General features: G+C 74.4%; 14 protein-coding genes. 1 reads left to right on the forward strand and 13 read right to left on the reverse strand.

Translation table 11 applies throughout. The annotated features are described in order from the left end of the window. Window positions 1-156 precede the first annotated feature (156 nt). On the forward strand, window positions 157-558 hold the full coding sequence (locus RB150_08910) for a response regulator transcription factor (protein MDQ7820656.1): 402 nt from the start codon (window positions 157-159) through the stop codon (window positions 556-558). 69 nt (window positions 559-627) lie between these two features. On the opposite strand, the gene purH is transcribed toward RB150_08910, so the two are convergent. The 13 genes from purH to groL form a co-directional block, all read right to left on the reverse strand. Next, a complete protein-coding gene (purH, locus tag RB150_08915) occupies window positions 628-2,196 on the reverse strand; it encodes a bifunctional phosphoribosylaminoimidazolecarboxamide formyltransferase/IMP cyclohydrolase (protein ID MDQ7820657.1) in 1,569 nt (522 codons plus the stop codon). Next, window positions 2,193-2,909 (reverse strand): phosphoribosylglycinamide formyltransferase, encoded by a 717-nt coding sequence (gene purN / locus RB150_08920; protein ID MDQ7820658.1) that lies wholly within the window; start codon window positions 2,907-2,909, stop codon window positions 2,193-2,195. Before purN ends, purH begins: the two co-directional genes overlap by 4 nt. Continuing rightward, window positions 2,906-3,931, reverse strand: a complete 1,026-nt coding sequence (gene purM / locus RB150_08925; GenBank protein MDQ7820659.1) for a phosphoribosylformylglycinamidine cyclo-ligase — start codon at window positions 3,929-3,931, stop codon at window positions 2,906-2,908. Before purM ends, purN begins: the two co-directional genes overlap by 4 nt. Further along, on the reverse strand, window positions 3,916-5,376 hold the full coding sequence (purF, locus tag RB150_08930) for an amidophosphoribosyltransferase (GenBank protein MDQ7820660.1): 1,461 nt from the start codon (window positions 5,374-5,376) through the stop codon (window positions 3,916-3,918). Before purF ends, purM begins: the two co-directional genes overlap by 16 nt. Beyond that, window positions 5,373-7,577 (reverse strand): phosphoribosylformylglycinamidine synthase subunit PurL, encoded by a 2,205-nt coding sequence (gene purL / locus RB150_08935; GenBank protein MDQ7820661.1) that lies wholly within the window; start codon window positions 7,575-7,577, stop codon window positions 5,373-5,375. The genes purF and purL overlap by 4 nt, the downstream gene beginning before the upstream one ends. Next, window positions 7,574-8,281, reverse strand: coding sequence for a phosphoribosylformylglycinamidine synthase subunit PurQ (gene purQ, locus RB150_08940; protein ID MDQ7820662.1), 708 nt, complete (start codon window positions 8,279-8,281; stop codon window positions 7,574-7,576). Before purQ ends, purL begins: the two co-directional genes overlap by 4 nt. Beyond that, on the reverse strand, window positions 8,278-8,568 hold the full coding sequence (gene purS / locus RB150_08945; GenBank protein MDQ7820663.1) for a phosphoribosylformylglycinamidine synthase subunit PurS: 291 nt from the start codon (window positions 8,566-8,568) through the stop codon (window positions 8,278-8,280). The genes purQ and purS overlap by 4 nt, the downstream gene beginning before the upstream one ends. Then, window positions 8,565-9,467, reverse strand: a complete 903-nt coding sequence (locus RB150_08950; GenBank protein MDQ7820664.1) for a phosphoribosylaminoimidazolesuccinocarboxamide synthase — start codon at window positions 9,465-9,467, stop codon at window positions 8,565-8,567. Before RB150_08950 ends, purS begins: the two co-directional genes overlap by 4 nt. Next, complete coding sequence (purB, locus tag RB150_08955; GenBank protein MDQ7820665.1) at window positions 9,464-10,798, reverse strand: adenylosuccinate lyase; 1,335 nt, start codon at window positions 10,796-10,798, stop codon at window positions 9,464-9,466. Before purB ends, RB150_08950 begins: the two co-directional genes overlap by 4 nt. Beyond that, window positions 10,795-12,075: an adenylosuccinate synthase gene (locus tag RB150_08960; protein ID MDQ7820666.1), complete on the reverse strand. Its 1,281-nt coding sequence runs from the start codon at window positions 12,073-12,075 to the stop codon at window positions 10,795-10,797. The genes purB and RB150_08960 overlap by 4 nt, the downstream gene beginning before the upstream one ends. A gap of 1 nt (window position 12,076) precedes the next feature. Further along, on the reverse strand, window positions 12,077-12,607 hold the full coding sequence (purE, locus tag RB150_08965) for a 5-(carboxyamino)imidazole ribonucleotide mutase (protein ID MDQ7820667.1): 531 nt from the start codon (window positions 12,605-12,607) through the stop codon (window positions 12,077-12,079). Beyond that, window positions 12,604-13,866 carry a phosphoribosylamine--glycine ligase gene (purD, locus tag RB150_08970; protein MDQ7820668.1) on the reverse strand — a complete coding sequence of 421 codons (1,263 nt, stop codon included), beginning with the start codon at window positions 13,864-13,866 and terminating at the stop codon, window positions 12,604-12,606. The genes purE and purD overlap by 4 nt, the downstream gene beginning before the upstream one ends. A gap of 241 nt (window positions 13,867-14,107) precedes the next feature. Then, window positions 14,108-15,718 carry a chaperonin GroEL gene (gene groL, locus RB150_08975; GenBank protein MDQ7820669.1) on the reverse strand — a complete coding sequence of 537 codons (1,611 nt, stop codon included), beginning with the start codon at window positions 15,716-15,718 and terminating at the stop codon, window positions 14,108-14,110. Between the last annotated feature and the right edge of the window lie 65 nt (window positions 15,719-15,783).

Genomic DNA, 15,783 nt, shown 5'->3' on the forward strand with positions numbered 1-15,783 from the left:
AAGGCGTGTACACTGGCTTCGAGGGTCATAGGCGGTCCTCCCCGTCTCCCCATGTGGGGTTGGTATCCAACGGGAAGGATACGTCATATGGCCCTCCTTTGGTGTCAACACTAAACCGAAACAGTTCATCCTAGTGCCCGGCGGGGAGGATGAGGCATGGACCCGTCTCTTCTGTCCCCACGAGGCGGCGCGCGCGCTGGCCGAGGCGCCGGAGGAGGGCCCGCTCCGACAGGCGCTGGGGGAGTTCGAGAGGCTCGGGGCGCGCCCGATGGCCGGCGTGGTCAGCCGAAGGCTGCGCGTCATGGGCGTCCGGGGCATTCCGCGCGGACCGCGCCCCACCACCCGCGCGCACCCGCAGGTCTCACCGCGCGCGAGGCGGAGATCGTGAAGCTCATCGCTCAGGGTCTCCGCAATGCCGAGATCGCGACCCGGATGTACGTCTCGGTCAAGACGGTGGACCACCACGTCTCGTCGGTGCTGGCCAAGCTCGGCGTGCGCAGCCGGGCGGAGGTCGTCCGCGAGGCGGCGCGGCTCGGACTTCTCGACGACGCCGCGTAGGCGGAGGGGCCGAGTCCCCCCGGGGGACGACCCCGTGGGGCGCCTCGCGCGGGAGGCGCGTCTCCCGAATCAGTGGCGGAAGTGGCGGATGCCCGTGAAGACCATCGCCATGCCGTGCTCGGTCGCGGCGGCGATGACCTCCGCGTCCCGCACCGACCCGCCGGGCTGGATGACGGCGGTCACGCCGGCCCGGGCGGCGACGTCGATGCCGTCGCGGAACGGGAAGAAGGCGTCGGAGGCCATCGCGGCCCCTTTCGCCCGTTCGCCGGCCGCCTTCACCGCGATCTCCACGGCGCCGACCCGGCTGGTCTGGCCCGCGCCGATCCCGACGGTGGCGCCGCCTCTGGCCAGGACGACGGCGTTGGACTTCACCCACTTCGCCACGATCCAGGCGAACCGCAGGTCGGCCATCTCCTCCGGCGTGGGGGCCCGCGGGGTGACCACCCGCAGGGCCTGCTCGTCCAGGTCCAGGGCGTCGGGCTCCTGCACCAGCACGCCCCCGCCTACCGACCGGATGTCCCAGGCGTTCTCTCTCCTCCGGCCGGGCACCGCCAGCACCCGCAGGGCGGGCCGGCGGGAGAAAGCCGCGCGGGCCGCGTCGGTGAACCCGGGGGCGACGACCCCCTCGGTGAAGATCTCCACCACGGCCTGCGCCGTCGCGCCGTCCACCTCCCGGTTGAAGGCGACCACCCCGCCGAATGCCGAGACGGGGTCGGCCGCCCGCGCGGCGGCATAGGCGGCGGCGAGGGTGGAGGCGGTGGCCACCCCGCAGGGGGTGGCATGCTTGATGATCGCGGCCGCCGGTCCGTCGAACTCGCCGACCAGCCGCCAGCCCGCGTCGAGGTCCAGCAGGTTGGTGTAGGACAGGTCCTTGCCCTGCAGCTGCACCGCGGACGCCAGGGATCCCTCCGGCGCGGCGGCCGGCCGATAGAACGCCGCCCGCTGGTGGGGATTCTCCCCGTAGCGCAGCGGCCTCGCCCACGGACAGGCCAGGACGAAGGGAACGGGAAGGCCGTCGGATGCGGCCAGGGATCCCGCGATGGTGGCGTCGTAGGCGGCGGTGCGGGCGAACGCCGCGGCGGCCAGGCGGCGGCGGGTCCCGGCCGAGAGGCCGCCGTCACGGCGCACCTCCTCGATCACCGGACCGTACTGCGACGGATCCGACAGCGCGGCGACCCGCTCCCAGTTCTTGGCCGCCGCCCGCAGCAGCGCCACCCCGCCGACGTCAATGAGGTCGGCGGCCTCCTCCGGCGGGCCCGGCGCGCGCGACTCGAACGGGTACAACGTGACCGCCACCAGGTCGATGGGCGGCGCGCCCAGACTGGCCAGCTGCTGGTGGTGGGCGGGCACATCCCGGGCCAGAATGCCGGCGAACACCGCGGGGTGCAGGGTCTTGACGCGTCCGTCCAGCAGCTCGGTGAATCCCGTCAGCGCCTCCAGCGGCATCGCGGGAACGCCGGCCTGCCGCAGCATCCGGGCGGTCCCGGCGGTGGCCAGGATCTGGGCGCCGGCCTGCGCCAGGGCCTGGGCCAACTCCACCACGCCGGTGGCATCGGACACGCTCAGCAGCGCACGGCGCACCGGTACCGGCCGGTCGCGACCGCGCGCCGGCTGCGGGGTGTGGTCGTGGATCCTCATGGATACCCTCCGTCCTGGACAGCCGTCCCGACGGTGGTCGTGGCCACCGCCGTCCCGGGATCCTGGATGATCACCCGGCGTCCCCGCAGGGCCAGCCGGCCCAGGGCGTACAGCCGGATGGCCAGCGGGTACAGGCGGTGCTCCTGCGCCGCCACCCGCGCGGCCAGGGTCTGGACGGTGTCGTCGTCGCGCACGGGCACGGCGGCCTGCAGGACGATGGGCCCGCCATCGGGGGTCTCATCCACCAGGTGCACCGTGCACCCGGAGATCTTCACGCCGCTGCGCAGCACCGCCTCGTGCACCCGCTCCCCGTACATGCCCGGACCGCCGAACGCCGGCAGCAGGGAGGGGTGGATGTTCAGGATGCGGCCCGCGAAACGGCGGACGAACTCCGGGCCCAGAAGACGCACAAAGCCCGCCAGGCAGACCAGGTCCACCCCATGGGCGGCCAGGATCTCCGCCAGGCAGGCGTCGTACGCCCGCCGGGCGGGAAAGTCCTGCGGGGCCAGCGCCAGGGCCGGCACGCCGGCCGCCCGGGCCCGCTGCAGCGCGTACGCCTGCGGGCGGCTGCTGACCACCACCACCACCCGCGCCGGCACCTCGCCCCCACCGCAGGCGTCCAGGATGGCCTGGAGGTTGGTGCCCTGTCCCGAGACCAGGACGCCCAGGCGGAGGGGCAGGCGCGGCCGCGGAAGCGCTGGGCCCTCGCTCATACCACCTCCACCCCCCGCTCGCCCTCCGCCACCTCGCCGACCAGCCAGGCCGGGACCTGATGATCCCGGCATATCTCCAGCGCCGCCCCGGCGCGCTCGGGCGGCACCACGGCGCAGACGCCCACCCCCATGTTGAACGTCGCCCACATCTCCCGCGAGGGGATGCCTCCGGCGCGGGCGAGGACGTCATAAATCGGCGGCACCGGCCAGCGGCCGCGGATCAGCCGCGCCCGGCAGCCGGGCGGCAGGATGCGGATCATGTTGCCCGGCAGCCCTCCGCCGGTGATGTGCGCGGCGCCGCGCAGCACGCCGGCGCGCGCCAGGGCCAGCAGCACCCGCCGGTAGCAGCGGTGAGGCGCCAGCAGCACCTCCCCCAGCGGGCGGCCCACGTCGGCCACCACCGTGTCCAGCGTCCACCCGCACCGCGCCAGAACCGCCCGCACCAGGCTGAACCCGTTGGTGTGCAGGCCGCTGCTGGCCAGCCCGAGGACCGCATCGCCCGGGCGGATGGCCGATCCATCACACGGATCCCCGCCCTCCACCACCCCGATCACGCACGCCGCCACGTCCAGCATACCCGGGTGGTAGACCCCGGGCATCTGGGCCGTCTCCCCACCCACCAGGGCCACGCTCTCCTCCCGGCACGCGCTGGCGGCGCCCGCGATCACCGCCGCCACCGCGTCCTCGCCCACGTCGGCGCCGGCCGCCACGTAGTCCAGGGCCAGCAGCGGGGTCGCGCCCAGGACCGCCACGTCGTTGATCCCGTGGACCACGGCGTCGCGTCCGGCAATGTCCAGGCGGCCGGCCTGCGCCAGCAGGACCGTCTTGGTCCCCACGCCGTCCACCGACGCCGCCAGGAGGCGGGCGCGGTCCGGGAGGCGGTACAGGCCCGCGAAGTGGCCACCGCCGCCCACCACCGCCTCGGTGCGCGCGCTCCCGATGGCCGCCGCCGCCCGGGCCAGGGCGCGGGCGGCGGCGGCCCGGTCCACGCCGGCGGCGCGGTAGGTCAGCGCGTCGGCCACGGGGCGACCTCCTGCGCCTCCAGCGCGTCCCGGTCCGCCCGCGTGCCGGCGGGCACCGGCGTCGGATAGCGGCCGTCCAGGCAGGCCATGCACAGGCGCCGGGGGGGCAGCCGCAGCGCCTCCACCAGTCCCGGCTGGCTGAGGTAGCCCAGGCTGTCGGCGCCGATCACCTGCCGGATCTGCTCCACCGAGTGCGCGGCGGCCACCAGCTGCCCGCGGCTGGTGGTGTCGACCCCGTAGTAGCAGGGAAAGCGGATGGGCGGCGAGGAGATCCGCACGTGCACCTCCCGGGCGCCGGCGTTCCGCAGCAGGTGCACCAGGGCCGCGCTGGTGGTGCCGCGCACGATCGAGTCGTCCACCAGGACCACCCGCCGGCCGCGGAGGACCTCCGGCAGGGCCGCCAGGGCGCCCCGCACCGCCTGTGCCCGCGCGCGGGGATCGGGTCGGATGAACGTCCGGCCGGAGTACCGGTTCTTGACCAGCCCCACCTCCAGCGGAAGCCCCGCGGCCTCGGCATACCCCATGGCCGCCGAGGTGCCCGAGTCGGGCACGGGCACCACCACGTCGGCGTCTGCCGGATGCTCCCGCGCCAGCACGCGGCCCATCTGCCGCCGGACCAGGTGCACGGTGCGGCCGGCCAGGACGGAGTCCGGCCGCGCAAAGTAGATGTACTCGAACACGCAGTGGGCCGGCCGGTCCGCGGGCAGCGCCTGTCGGCTGCGGGGCTCGCCGCCGTCCAGGATGACCAGCTCGCCGGGGTCCACCTCCCTCACCGCCGCCGCCCCCACGGCGGACAGCGCGCAGGTCTCCGAGGCCACCACCCAGGCCGCCCCGGTCGTGCCCAGGACCAGCGGGCGGATGGCATGCGCGTCCCGGAACGCCAGCACCCGCCCGCCGGCCAGCATCACCACGGTGAATGCACCCACCAGGCGCGCCATCGCCCAGGCGACCGCGTCCTCCACCGAGGCGGCCGGGGCGCGGGCCACCAGGTGCGCGATCAGCTCGCTGTCGGTGGTGCCGGCCAGGCGGGCCCCGGCGCGCTCCAGTTCCCCCCGCAGGTGGACAGCGTTGATCAGGTGACCGTTGTGGGCCAGGGCCAGCGGTCCCCACGGTGAGGGGACCACCAGGGGCTGGGCGTTGGCTGGCGACACCGACCCCATGGTGGAATACCGCACGTGCCCGATGCCCGCCTGGCCCGGCAGGTGGTCCAGCCGGCCGGGATCGAAGACCGCCGACACCAGCCCCATCCCGCGGTCGCACCACAGGCGGGTGCCGTCGCCGGTGGCGATGCCCGCACTTTCCTGGCCGCGGTGCTGCAGCGCCAGCAGGCCCGCGTACACGGCGGCGGCCGCGCGTCCGCCGACGATGCCGAAGACCCCGCATTCCTCGACCATCTCCCGCCTCACCCGGGCGGCGCCGGCCGGTCGCCGGAGGAGCCCGCTCACAGCAGAACCTCCAGGCTGCGGTAGGCCGCCCGCAGGCAGTGCAGGCTCAGGTCCACGGCCCATCCCCGGCGGCCCCGCACGCCCAGCTGCACCCGCGTGCCTCCGGTGCGCCCCACGGTGGTCACCGGGACTCCCCACCGTCCGGCCAGCTCCCGCAGGGATCGCAGGGCGTCCGGGGCCAGCGAGGCGACGATGCGGGACGGAGCCTCGCCGAACAGAGCCTCGTCCACGCGCCCGGCGGGAGGTACGACCGCCTCCACTCCCACCCCTCCCAGGATCGCCGACTCGGCCAGGGCGACCGCGAGTCCCCCCTCGCCGCAGTCGTGCGCGCTGCGCAGCCACCCCTGGCGCACGGCCTCCCGCACCACGGCCAGCACCCGCCGGTGGGTGGACAGGTCCACGTCGGGCGGCCGGCCGCCGTCCACGCCCCACACGACCGAGAGGTAGGCGCTGGCGTCCAGCGCGGGAGGCGCGTCCCCGATCAGGACGACGAGGTCGCCCGGCGCAGAGAACCCCGCCCGACAGGTCCGGCGGGCGTCGGGCACCCACCCCACCATCGCCACCACCGGCGTGGGCAGGACCGGGCCGGCGGCGGAGGTGTTATAGAAGGACACGTTGCCTCCCACCACGGGGATCTCCAGCTGCCGGCAGGCCTCGGCCAGTCCGGCCACGGCCTGCCGGAACGTCCAGTACACCTCGGGGACGTCCGGGTCGCCGAAGTTCAGGCAGTCGGTCACCGCCAGTGGCTCGGCACCCACGCACGCCAGGTTGGCTGCCGCCTCGGCCACCGCGTGGCGCGCCCCGCGGAAGGGATCCAGGTCGCACAGCCTGCCGTCCCCGTCGCAGGCCAGGGCCAGCGCCGCCGGCGGCATCTCGGCAAGGCGCAGGACCGCGGCATCGGCCGACAGGGGCGGCACCACCGTACGGATCTGCACGGTGTGGTCGTACTGGCGCACCACCGGATCCTTGCCGGCCACCGAGGGGTGGGCCAGCAGGGCGACCAGGGCGCGGGGCGGGTCCGCCTCGGGGACCGGCGGCACCGCCCACCGCCGGGTCCGATCGGATGGCGGCCGCGCGCTCAGGCGGATCGCCGGCGCGCGGGCCAGGACGCGGGCGGGCAGAGACGCCACCGGCACACCCCCGGCGCGCACCCGGAGCCGGCCATCCGCCGTCACCCGCCCGATGACCGCGGCGGACAGGCCCCAGCTCCGGAAGACCGCCGCGACGGCGGCGGCGCCAGCCGGCTGCACGACCAGCAGCATGCGCTCCTGGGACTCGGACAGCAGGATCTCCCGGGGCGTCATCTGCGGCTCCCGCAGGGGCACGGCGTCGAGGTCCACCACCACGCCCGCCCCGCCTCGGGCCGCCATCTCGCTGGCCGCGCAGACCAGGCCCGCCGCTCCCAGGTCCTGGACGGCGACCACGTGGCCGGTCTGCAGGGACTGCAGCGTGGCCTCGATGAGCACCTTGCCGGCAAACGGATCCCCCAGCTGGACCGCCGCCCGGTCTTCCTGGCGGCGGGAGGGATCCAGTTCCGCCGACGCGAACGCCGCTCCGCCGATGCCGTCCCGACCGGTGCGGGCGCCGACCAACATCACCACCGCGTCGGGCTCGGACGCCGCCGAGTGGGCCAGGGCATCGCGGCGGGCCAGGCCCAGGCACGCCACATTGACCAGGGGCGCGCCACGGTACCGCGGGTGGGTGGCCAGCTCACCGGCAACGGTGGGCACGCCGATGCAGTTGGCGTAGGCCGAGATCCCCTCCACCACCCCCCAGGCCAGCCGGCGTTCGGCGGGGTCGTCCAGCGGGCCGAACCGCAGCGAGTCCACCAGGGCGATGGGCCGGGCGCCCATGGCCAGGATATCCCGGACGATGCCGCCGACGCCGGTGGCGGCGCCGTGGTGAGGATCCACGGCGCTGGGATGGTTGTGGCTTTCCATCTTGAAGACCGCCGCCCACCCGTCGCCCAGGTCCACCACGCCGGCGTTGTCCCCGGGACCCCGGATCACCCGCTGGCCCTGGGAAGGGAGCTGACGCAGGGCGGCGCGGGACCGCCGGTAGCCGCAGTGCTCCGACCACATGGCCGCCGCCATCTGCGCCTCCAGCGGAGTGGGCGGACGGCCCAGCCGCTGGCGCAGCCGGCCGAGATCGGCGGTGTCCAGGCCGCCGGCGAGGGCGGACGGCGCCCGGACAGCACTCACCGCCGGCGCCCTCCCGCCGCCACCGGGGCGCGGGCCACCGGGCGCGCCCACAGACCCGCCAGCACCCGCAGGCCGTCCGCGGACCCCAGCAGCGGGTCGGCGGCGCGCTCGGGGTGCGGCATCATGCCCACCACGTTGCCCGCGGCGTTGCACACGCCGGCGATGTGGCCGGATGAGCCGTTGGGGTTGGCCGACCGGCGCAGGCGGCCCGCCTCATCGCAGTAGCGGAACACCACCTGCCGTGGATCCAGCCCGCGCGGCGGGATGTAGCGCCCGTCGCCGTGGGCGACCGGCAGGCGCAGGACCTGCCCGGGCTGCAGGGCGCGGGTGGCGGGCGTGCGGGAGGACTCCACCCGCACCCACACGGTCTGGCAGACAAACCGCCCGCCGCGGTTGCGGACCAGGGCCCCCGGCAGGAGCCCCGCCTCCAGCAGGACCTGAAATCCGTTGCAGATGCCCAGGACCGCTCCGCCGGACCGGGCGAACGAGCGCACCGCCTCCATCACCGGGCTGCGGGCGGCCACCGCGCCGGCCCGCAGGTAGTCGCCGTAGGAGAACCCACCCGGCAGGATCACCGCGTCCAGGCCGCGCAGCTCGCGCTCCTCGTGCCAGACCTCCTCCGCAGACGCCCCCATCTGCCGCAGCACCTGCAGGCAGTCCCGGTCGCAGGTGCTGCCGGGGAACACCACCACTCCCACCCTCACCGCCTCTGCCCTCCCCGCATGATGGCCGCACGCCGGCGGGGCCGGATCGTCCCGCGGTGGTCCGCCTCCACCCACCACCGCTCGATGAGCGGGTTGGCCAGAAAGCGCGCGCACATCGCCTCCACCTCCCGGCGGGGCGTGCCGTCGGGAAGGTCCAGCTCCAGGTAGCGGCCGACCCGCACCTGAGACACGGCCCGGTAGCCCAGAGTGTGCAGGCCGCTGAGGACCGCCTGGCCCTGGGCGTCGAGGACTCCGGGTTTGAGCGTGACGACGACCCGGACCTTCACGGCGCGGTGTCACCTCCTCCGGTCAGCCGACGGTAGGTCTCCCAGTACCGCTGCCGGGTGGCGGCCACCACCTCCGGCGGCAGGGGCGGCGCCGGCGGGCTCCGATCCCACCCGCAGGCGACGAGGTAGTCGCGCACGTACTGCTTGTCGAAGGGCACCAGAGCGTCCGGATAGGCGGCGGCATCCCAGTAACGGGAGGAATCGGGGGTCAGGACCTCGTCGATCAGGGTCAGGCGGCCGCGCCGCCAGCCGAACTCGAACTTGGTATCGGCCAGGATCAGGCCGCACCGGCGGGCGTGCCGGGCGGCCTGCTGGTACAGGTGCAGGCTGGCCTCCCGCAGCTGCGCGGCCACCTCCGGGCCCACGCGCTCGGCCAGATCGCGGTAGGTGATGTTCTCGTCGTGGCCGACCGAGGCTTTGGTCGCCGGGGTGAACAGCGGCCGGGGCAGGAGGCTGCCGTGCCGCAGGCCCGGGGGCAGAGGCTCGCCGGCCACCGTCCCCGATCGCTGGTACTCCTCCCAGGCGGAGCCGGCGAGGCAGCCGCGGACCACGCACTCCACGTCGATCCGCTGGCACCGGTCCACCAGCATCGTCCGCCCCTCCAGCTCCGGGTGGTCGGCCAGGACCGGCACCGCGGACACCAGCGCGTCCCAGGCGGCGGCGACCACGTGGTGGTCCACCCCGTCCAGGCGTGCACACCAGAATGCCGACAGCGCCGTCAGGACGCGCCCCTTGTCGGGGATCGGGGTGGGCAGGACGTGGTCGAAGGCGGAGATCCGGTCGGTGGCCACCACCAGCAGGCGGTCGCCGAGATCATAGAGGTCCCGCACCTTCCCGCGCCGGTACACGGGCAGGGGCAGGGCGGTGTCGCGGACGATCGCGGCGCGGCCCGGACTCACACTCTCCCTCCTCCCGCGGCGCCGGGGGTCGGCCGGGGGACCGGCGAGGGCTGGCCCACGCCCACCCGCTCCAGGATGGCGTCCACGTGGCGCAGGTACGGGGTCAGGTCGAACAGCGCGTCCAGTTCGTCCGGGCTGAAGACGCCGGCGGCCAGCAGCGCGTCCCGGAACGGTACCGCGTCCTGCAGGGCTGCCGCCTGGACGATCCGGTACGCCTCCTCCCGCGACAGCCCCCGCTCCAACAGGGCCAGCAGGACCCGGTGGCTGAAGATGCGGCCGCCGGTGAGGTCCAGGTTGGCCCGCATGCGTTCGGGATACACCCGCAGCCCCCGGAGCACGTGGGCCAGGGTGCGCAGCATGTAGTGGAGCACCGTGGTGGCGCCGGGCAGCGCCACCCGCTCCACCGAGGAATGGGTGATGTCGCGCTCGCCCCACAGGGCCTGGTCCTCCATCGCCGCCAGGGCCCACCCCCGCAGCAGCCGCGCCAGGCCCGCGATGCGCTCGCACAGGATCGGGTTGCGCTTGTGCGGCATCGCCGACGACCCGGTCTGGCCCGGGGCGAAGGGTTCGGCGACCTCGGCGATCTCGGTGCGCGCCAGGGCGCGGATCTCGGTGGCGATCTTCTCCGCGGTGCCGCCCAGGATCGCCACCGCCGACAGCAGGGCGGCGTGGCGGTCCCGCTGCAGGATCTGCGACGACACCCGGGCCGGGGTCAGCCCCAGCGCCCGGCACACGTCGGCTTCCACCTCCGGGTCGAGGTGCGCGTACGTGCCCACCTCGCCCGAGATCTTGCCGACGGCGACCTCGTCCCGGGCCCGCCGCAGCCGGTCGATGCCGCGGCGGACCTCCTCCAGCCACAGGGCCGCTTTCAGGCCGAAGGTGATGGGTTCGGCGTGCATCCCGTGGGTGCGGCCGGCCATGACGGTGTAGCGGTGGGCGTCGGCCAGGCCGGCCAGGGCGGCAGCCACCTCGTGGGCTTCGGCGATGAGCAGGTCGACGGCCCGGACCAGGAGGACCGACAGCGCCGTGTCCACCACGTCGGACGAGCCCACCCCCCGGTGCAGCCAGCGCGCATCGGGGCCGGTCTCCTCGGCCACCGACCGCAGGAATGCCACCACGTCGTGCTGCGTCTGGGTGCGCTCGATCTCCGCGATGCGCTCCGGCGATCCCACGCGGGCGGTCTGGCGCAGGCGGCGGGCGACATCGGCGGGCACCTGCCCCCGCCGGGCCTGCGCCTCGCAGATCAGCAGCTCCACCTCCAGCCACAGGGCGAACCGGGTCTGCGGCGCCCACAGCCGCTGCATCTCGGGGGTGGCGTAGCGGTCGATCACGGGGCGCCCCCCCGGCTGCCCACCGGGGCCAGCGAGACCAGCGCGTCCCGCTCCCGCCCTACGCCCACCATCGTCACCGGCACCCCCACCAGGTCTTCGAGCCGCCGCAGAAACGCCCGCGCGGCGGCCGGCAGGTCTGCGGCCGTGCGCGCCCGGGCCATCCCGTCCCAGCCCTCCATCTCCTCGTAGACCGGCTGGACCCGCGCCAGCACGGGGGTGGGGGGCACCGTGCGCCATACCGTGCCTCCGTCCCGGTAGCCCACGCAGATCCGCACGGCCCGCAGGCCGTCCAGCACGTCCATCTTCATCACCGCCAGCTCGGTGAACCCGGCCACCTCCGCCGCGAACCGGGCCGCCACCGCGTCAAACCAGCCGCAGCGCCGCGGGCGCCCGGTGGTGACCCCGTACTCCTCCCCGCGTTCCCGCAGGACGTCCGCCAGCACCCCGCTCACCTCCGACGGCAGGGGACCGGCTCCCACCGCCGTGGTATAGGCCTTGACCACCCCGATGACCCGGCCGATGCGCGCGGCGGGCACCCCGGCCCCGGCGCAGGCCCCGCCCGGCAGACAGGTGGAGGAGGTGACGTACGGATAGGTCCCCCAGGTGAGATCCCGCATGACCCCCAGCTGGCCTTCCAGGATGATCACGTCATCCCGGCGCAGGGCCTCCTGGATCAGCGGATGGGTGTCGGCGATGTAGGGACGCAGGCGCTCCCGCCACTGCTCGCACAGGTCCAGCAGCTCTCCCGGGGTGATGGTGCGGCCGACGAGCGTTCCCGCCCGCCGCGCCGCCTCGCCCAGCCGCTCCCACAGGAACTCGGGCTCCAGCAGGTCGCCGACCCGGATGCCGGAGCGGGCGGCCGCGTCGGCGTAGGCGGGACCGATGCCCCGGCGGGTGGTGCCCAGCGCCCGGGACCCGCGGGCGACCTCGGCGACCTCGTCCTGCTCCCGGTGGTGGGGGAAGATCAGGTGAGCCCGCCGGTCCAGCCGCAGCTGGTCGGTGGAGATGCCCCGGGAGTTCAGCAGCGCGATCTCCTCCCGCAGGACGTCCGGGTTGACCACGACGCCCGGACCGATGACACAGGCGACGTGGGGATGACAGATGCCCGAGGGGACCAGGTGCAGTCGCAGGACGCCCTGCGGGCCCACCAGCGTGTGGCCGGCGTTGTCCCCGCCGTTGTAGCGGACGACCATGTGCGCCCGCTCCGCCAGGGCGTCAACCACCTTGCCCTTGCCCTCGTCTCCCCACTGACCGCCCACGACCGCGATGACCGGCATCTCAGGACTCCTCGGGGCGCGGGCGGACACCGGGGGCCGGGGTCGACGCGCCGGACCCGGGCCGCCCGCGGTCGTCGGCCGCCGCGCCCGCGGGCTCCCGCAGCCTCTCCCGCAGGGACCGGTCGTGCACCGCCAGGATCCGGGCGGCCAGCAGCGCGGCGTTGCGGGCTCCCCAGGAACCGATGGCCACCGTGGCCACCGGGACGCCCGGCGGCATCTGCACGGTGGACAGCAGCGCGTCCAGCCCGCCCAGGCTCGTGGCGGCCAGGGGCACGCCGATGACCGGAAGGACTGTGCGGGCGGCCAGCGCTCCCGCCAGGTGGGCCGCGCCGCCGGCGGCGGCGATGAGGACCCGCAGGCCCCGCTCCTCGGCGCTGCGGGCATAGCGGTCCACCAGGTCGGGGGTGCGGTGGGCGGAGGCCACGACGACCTCGCAGGGGATGCCGAGCTGCGCGAGTACCCGGGCGGCCTCGTCCATCGTCGGCCGATCCGACTCCGAGCCCATCACGATGCCGACCAGAGGCTGACTCACGACACCGTCGCTCCCCGGGGAGCCGCGGCCCCGATATCCGTGCGGTACTGCATCCCCTCGAATCCGATGGCGGAGATCCCGGCGTAGGCACGCGCCCGGGCCTCCTCGACCGTCGCGCCCACGCCGACGACGTGGAGCACGCGGCCGCCGGCGGTGACGAGGCGTCCCTCCCGCAGCGCGGTCCCGGCGTGGAAGACGAGCGTGCCCGGGGGAACGGCATCGAGGCCGGTGATGGGATACCCCGTGGGGTGTGGTCCCGGATAGCCCCGCGACGCTGCCACGACGCACACGGCGGCATGGGGGGTCCAGCGAAGATCCGGGGCGCCGCCCTCGAGGATGGCGATCATCGCCTCCGCGAGGTCCCCCTCCACCAGCGGCAGGATCACCTGCGCCTCCGGATCGCCGAACCGGCAGTTGAACTCCAGCACCCGGACGCCGTCGCGGGTCACCATCACCCCCGCGTACAGGACGCCCACGAACGGGCTGCCCTCCGCGGCGAGGGCCTCGGCGGCCCGGTGCAGGATGGCCAGCGCCGAGGCGGCGGCGTCCGACGGCAGAAGAGCGGGCGCCAGCGCGCCCATGCCGCCGGTGTTGGGCCCGGTGTCTCCCGATCCCGCACGCTTGTAATCCCGCGCCAGCAGCAGGGGCCACACCGCCGCGCCAGACACCAGGGCCAGCACGCTGGCCTCCTCGCCCTCCAGGCACTCCTCGACCACCACGCGGCGGCCCGCCGCCCCGTGGACCTGGCGCACCATCAGGTCCTCGACGGCCCGCTCGGCCTCGGAGCGGGTCCGGGCCACCACCACACCCTTGCCGGCGGCCAGGCCGTCGGCCTTGATCACCACCGGCCCTCCGGCGCGGCGGACGGCCCGCAGGGCCGAGTCCGGATCGTCGCAGACCTGGTAGGCGGCCGTGGGGATCCCCCACCGGCGCATGAGGTCCTTGGCGAAGGCCTTGCTGGCTTCCACGCGGGCGGCGGCCGCCGATGGGCCGAACAGGCGCAGCCCCCGAGAGGCAAACAGGTCGGCGATGCCGTCTGACAGAGGCTGCTCCGGACCGACCACGGTGAGGTCGATCTCCAGGTCCTCGGCCGCCGCGGCCAGGGCCGGCAGGTCGGTGGCGGCGATGGGCAGGCAGGTGGCCACGCGGGCGATCCCCGGATTGCCGGGGGCGGCGTACACCTGGACGGCGGGTGTGCGGGACAGCGCCCACGCCAGCGCGTGCTCCCGGCCACCCGATCCCACCACGAGCACCTTCATCCGCGCACCCGCGTCTTCCCCCGCGCGCCGCCCGGGCCGATTCCCCGCCCGGATCGTTCGGATTTATCCGCTCAGGACGGCGTGAAAGGCGGAAAATCCGCCGACAGCCGCCCAAATCATAAACAAAAACTTCGACGCATGCAACAATGTTCGTATTTTGGCGCAGGGTGAGAACGCCGCGAAATCGGCGGGCCCTGCCGGATAGCCGGCAGGGCCCGTCCCTCAGTGCCGCGGGGGCAGCCTACACCGACGGCGGCGTGGGCGTCTTCTCTTCCTCCTCGGGCTTCTCCACCACCATCGCCTCGGTGGTGAGGACCAGGGAGGCCACGCTGGCCGCATTCTGCAGGGCGGAGCGCACCACCTTGGCGGCGTCCACCACGCCGGCCTTCATCATGTCCTCGAACTGGCCGGTGAGGACGTTGTAGCCGATCCCCAGGGGCTGCTGGCGCAGCTGCTCGACGATCAACGAGCCCTCCTGGCCGGCGTTGATGGCCAGCTGGCGGGCGGGCTCCAGCAGGGCCCGGGCCACCAGGCCGGCCCCCGTGCGCTCGTCTCCCTGCAGGTCCCGCATCAGCGCCTCCACCGCCCGGGCCGCGTGCACCAGGACCGAGCCGCCGCCGGGGACGATCCCCTCCTCCACGGCCGAGCGGGTCGCCCGCAGGGCGTCCTCGGTGCGGGTCTTGCGGTACTTCAGCTCGGCCTCGCTGGGCGCGCCGACCTTGATGACGGCGACACCGCCGCTGAGCTTGCCCAGCCGCTCCTGCAGCTTCTCCCGGTCGTAGTCGGACTCGGTCTCCTCAATCTGCGTGCGCAGCTGGGCGATGCGCTTCTGAATGGCCTCGGGCTTGCCGGCGCCCCCCACGATGATGGTCTCTTCCTTGCGGACCCGCACCTGCCGGGCCCGGCCCAGCATGCTCAGGTCCACGTGCTCCAGCTTGATGCCCACCTCGTCGGAGACCACCTGGCCGCCGGTGAGGATGGCGATGTCTTCCAGGATGGCCTTGCGGCGCTCGCCGAAGGCAGGGGCCTTGACGGCGCAGGAGTGCAGGGTCCCCCGCAGCTTGTTCACCACCAGGGTGGCCAGGGCCTCGCCCTCCACATCCTCGGCGATGACCAGCAGGGGCCTGCCCACCTGGGCGATCTTTTCCAGCACCGGCAGCAGGTCCCGGACCGAGGAGATCTTCTTGTCGGTGATGAGCAGGAAGCAGTCCTCCAGGACCGCCTCCATCTTTTCGGGGTCGGTGACGAAGTACGGGGAGATGTATCCCTTGTCGAACATCATCCCCTCGACCACCTCGACGGTGGTCTCGATCCCCTTGCTCTCCTCCACCGTGATGACGCCGTCCTTGCCCACCTTGTCCATGGCGTCGGCGATGATGGCCCCGATGGAGGGGTCGTTGGCCGCCACGCTGGCCACCGACTGGATCGCCTCCTTGGTCTCCACCGGCCGGGCGGCCTTGCGGATCTCCTCCACCGCGACGGCCACGGCGCGGTCAATCCCGCGCTTGACCGCCATGGGGTTGGCTCCGGCGGCCACGACCTTCAGGCCCTCGCGGATGAGCGCCTGGGCCAGGATGGTGGCGGTGGTGGTCCCGTCGCCCGCCACGTCCTCGGTCTTGGTGGCCACCTCCCGCACCAGCTGGGCGCCGGCGTTCTCGAAGGGGTCCTCCAGCTCGATCTCCTTGGCCACCGTGACGCCATCGTGGGTGATGGTGGGCGAGCCGAACTTCTTTTCCAGCACCACGTTGCGGCCCTTCGGGCCCAGGGTGATCTTCACGGCGTCGGCGAGCCTGTTGACGCCGCGCTCCATGGCCCGCCGGGCCGCCTCGTCAAACGCCAGGATCTTGGGCACCCGCAGTCACCTCCGCTGGGACGGGGGATCCGGGATCCGGCACCTCACTGGTCCCCGGTCCCGGG

The organism is Armatimonadota bacterium (genome assembly GCA_031081675.1).
Lineage (GTDB): Bacteria > Sysuimicrobiota > Sysuimicrobiia > Sysuimicrobiales > Kaftiobacteriaceae > Calidihabitans > Calidihabitans tengchongensis.

Excerpts from the sequence above, each read along its gene's own strand:
- purN (MDQ7820658.1), bottom strand. The coding sequence starts at position 2,909 with ATGAGCGAGGGCCCAGCGCTTCCGCGGCCGCGCCTGCCCCTCCGCCTG.
- RB150_08960 (MDQ7820666.1), bottom strand. The coding sequence starts at position 12,075 with ATGCCGGTCATCGCGGTCGTGGGCGGTCAGTGGGGAGACGAGGGCAAG.
- purH (MDQ7820657.1), bottom strand. The coding sequence starts at position 2,196 with ATGAGGATCCACGACCACACCCCGCAGCCGGCGCGCGGTCGCGACCGG.
- purD (MDQ7820668.1), bottom strand. The coding sequence starts at position 13,866 with ATGAAGGTGCTCGTGGTGGGATCGGGTGGCCGGGAGCACGCGCTGGCG.
- RB150_08910 (MDQ7820656.1), top strand. The coding sequence starts at position 157 with ATGGACCCGTCTCTTCTGTCCCCACGAGGCGGCGCGCGCGCTGGCCGA.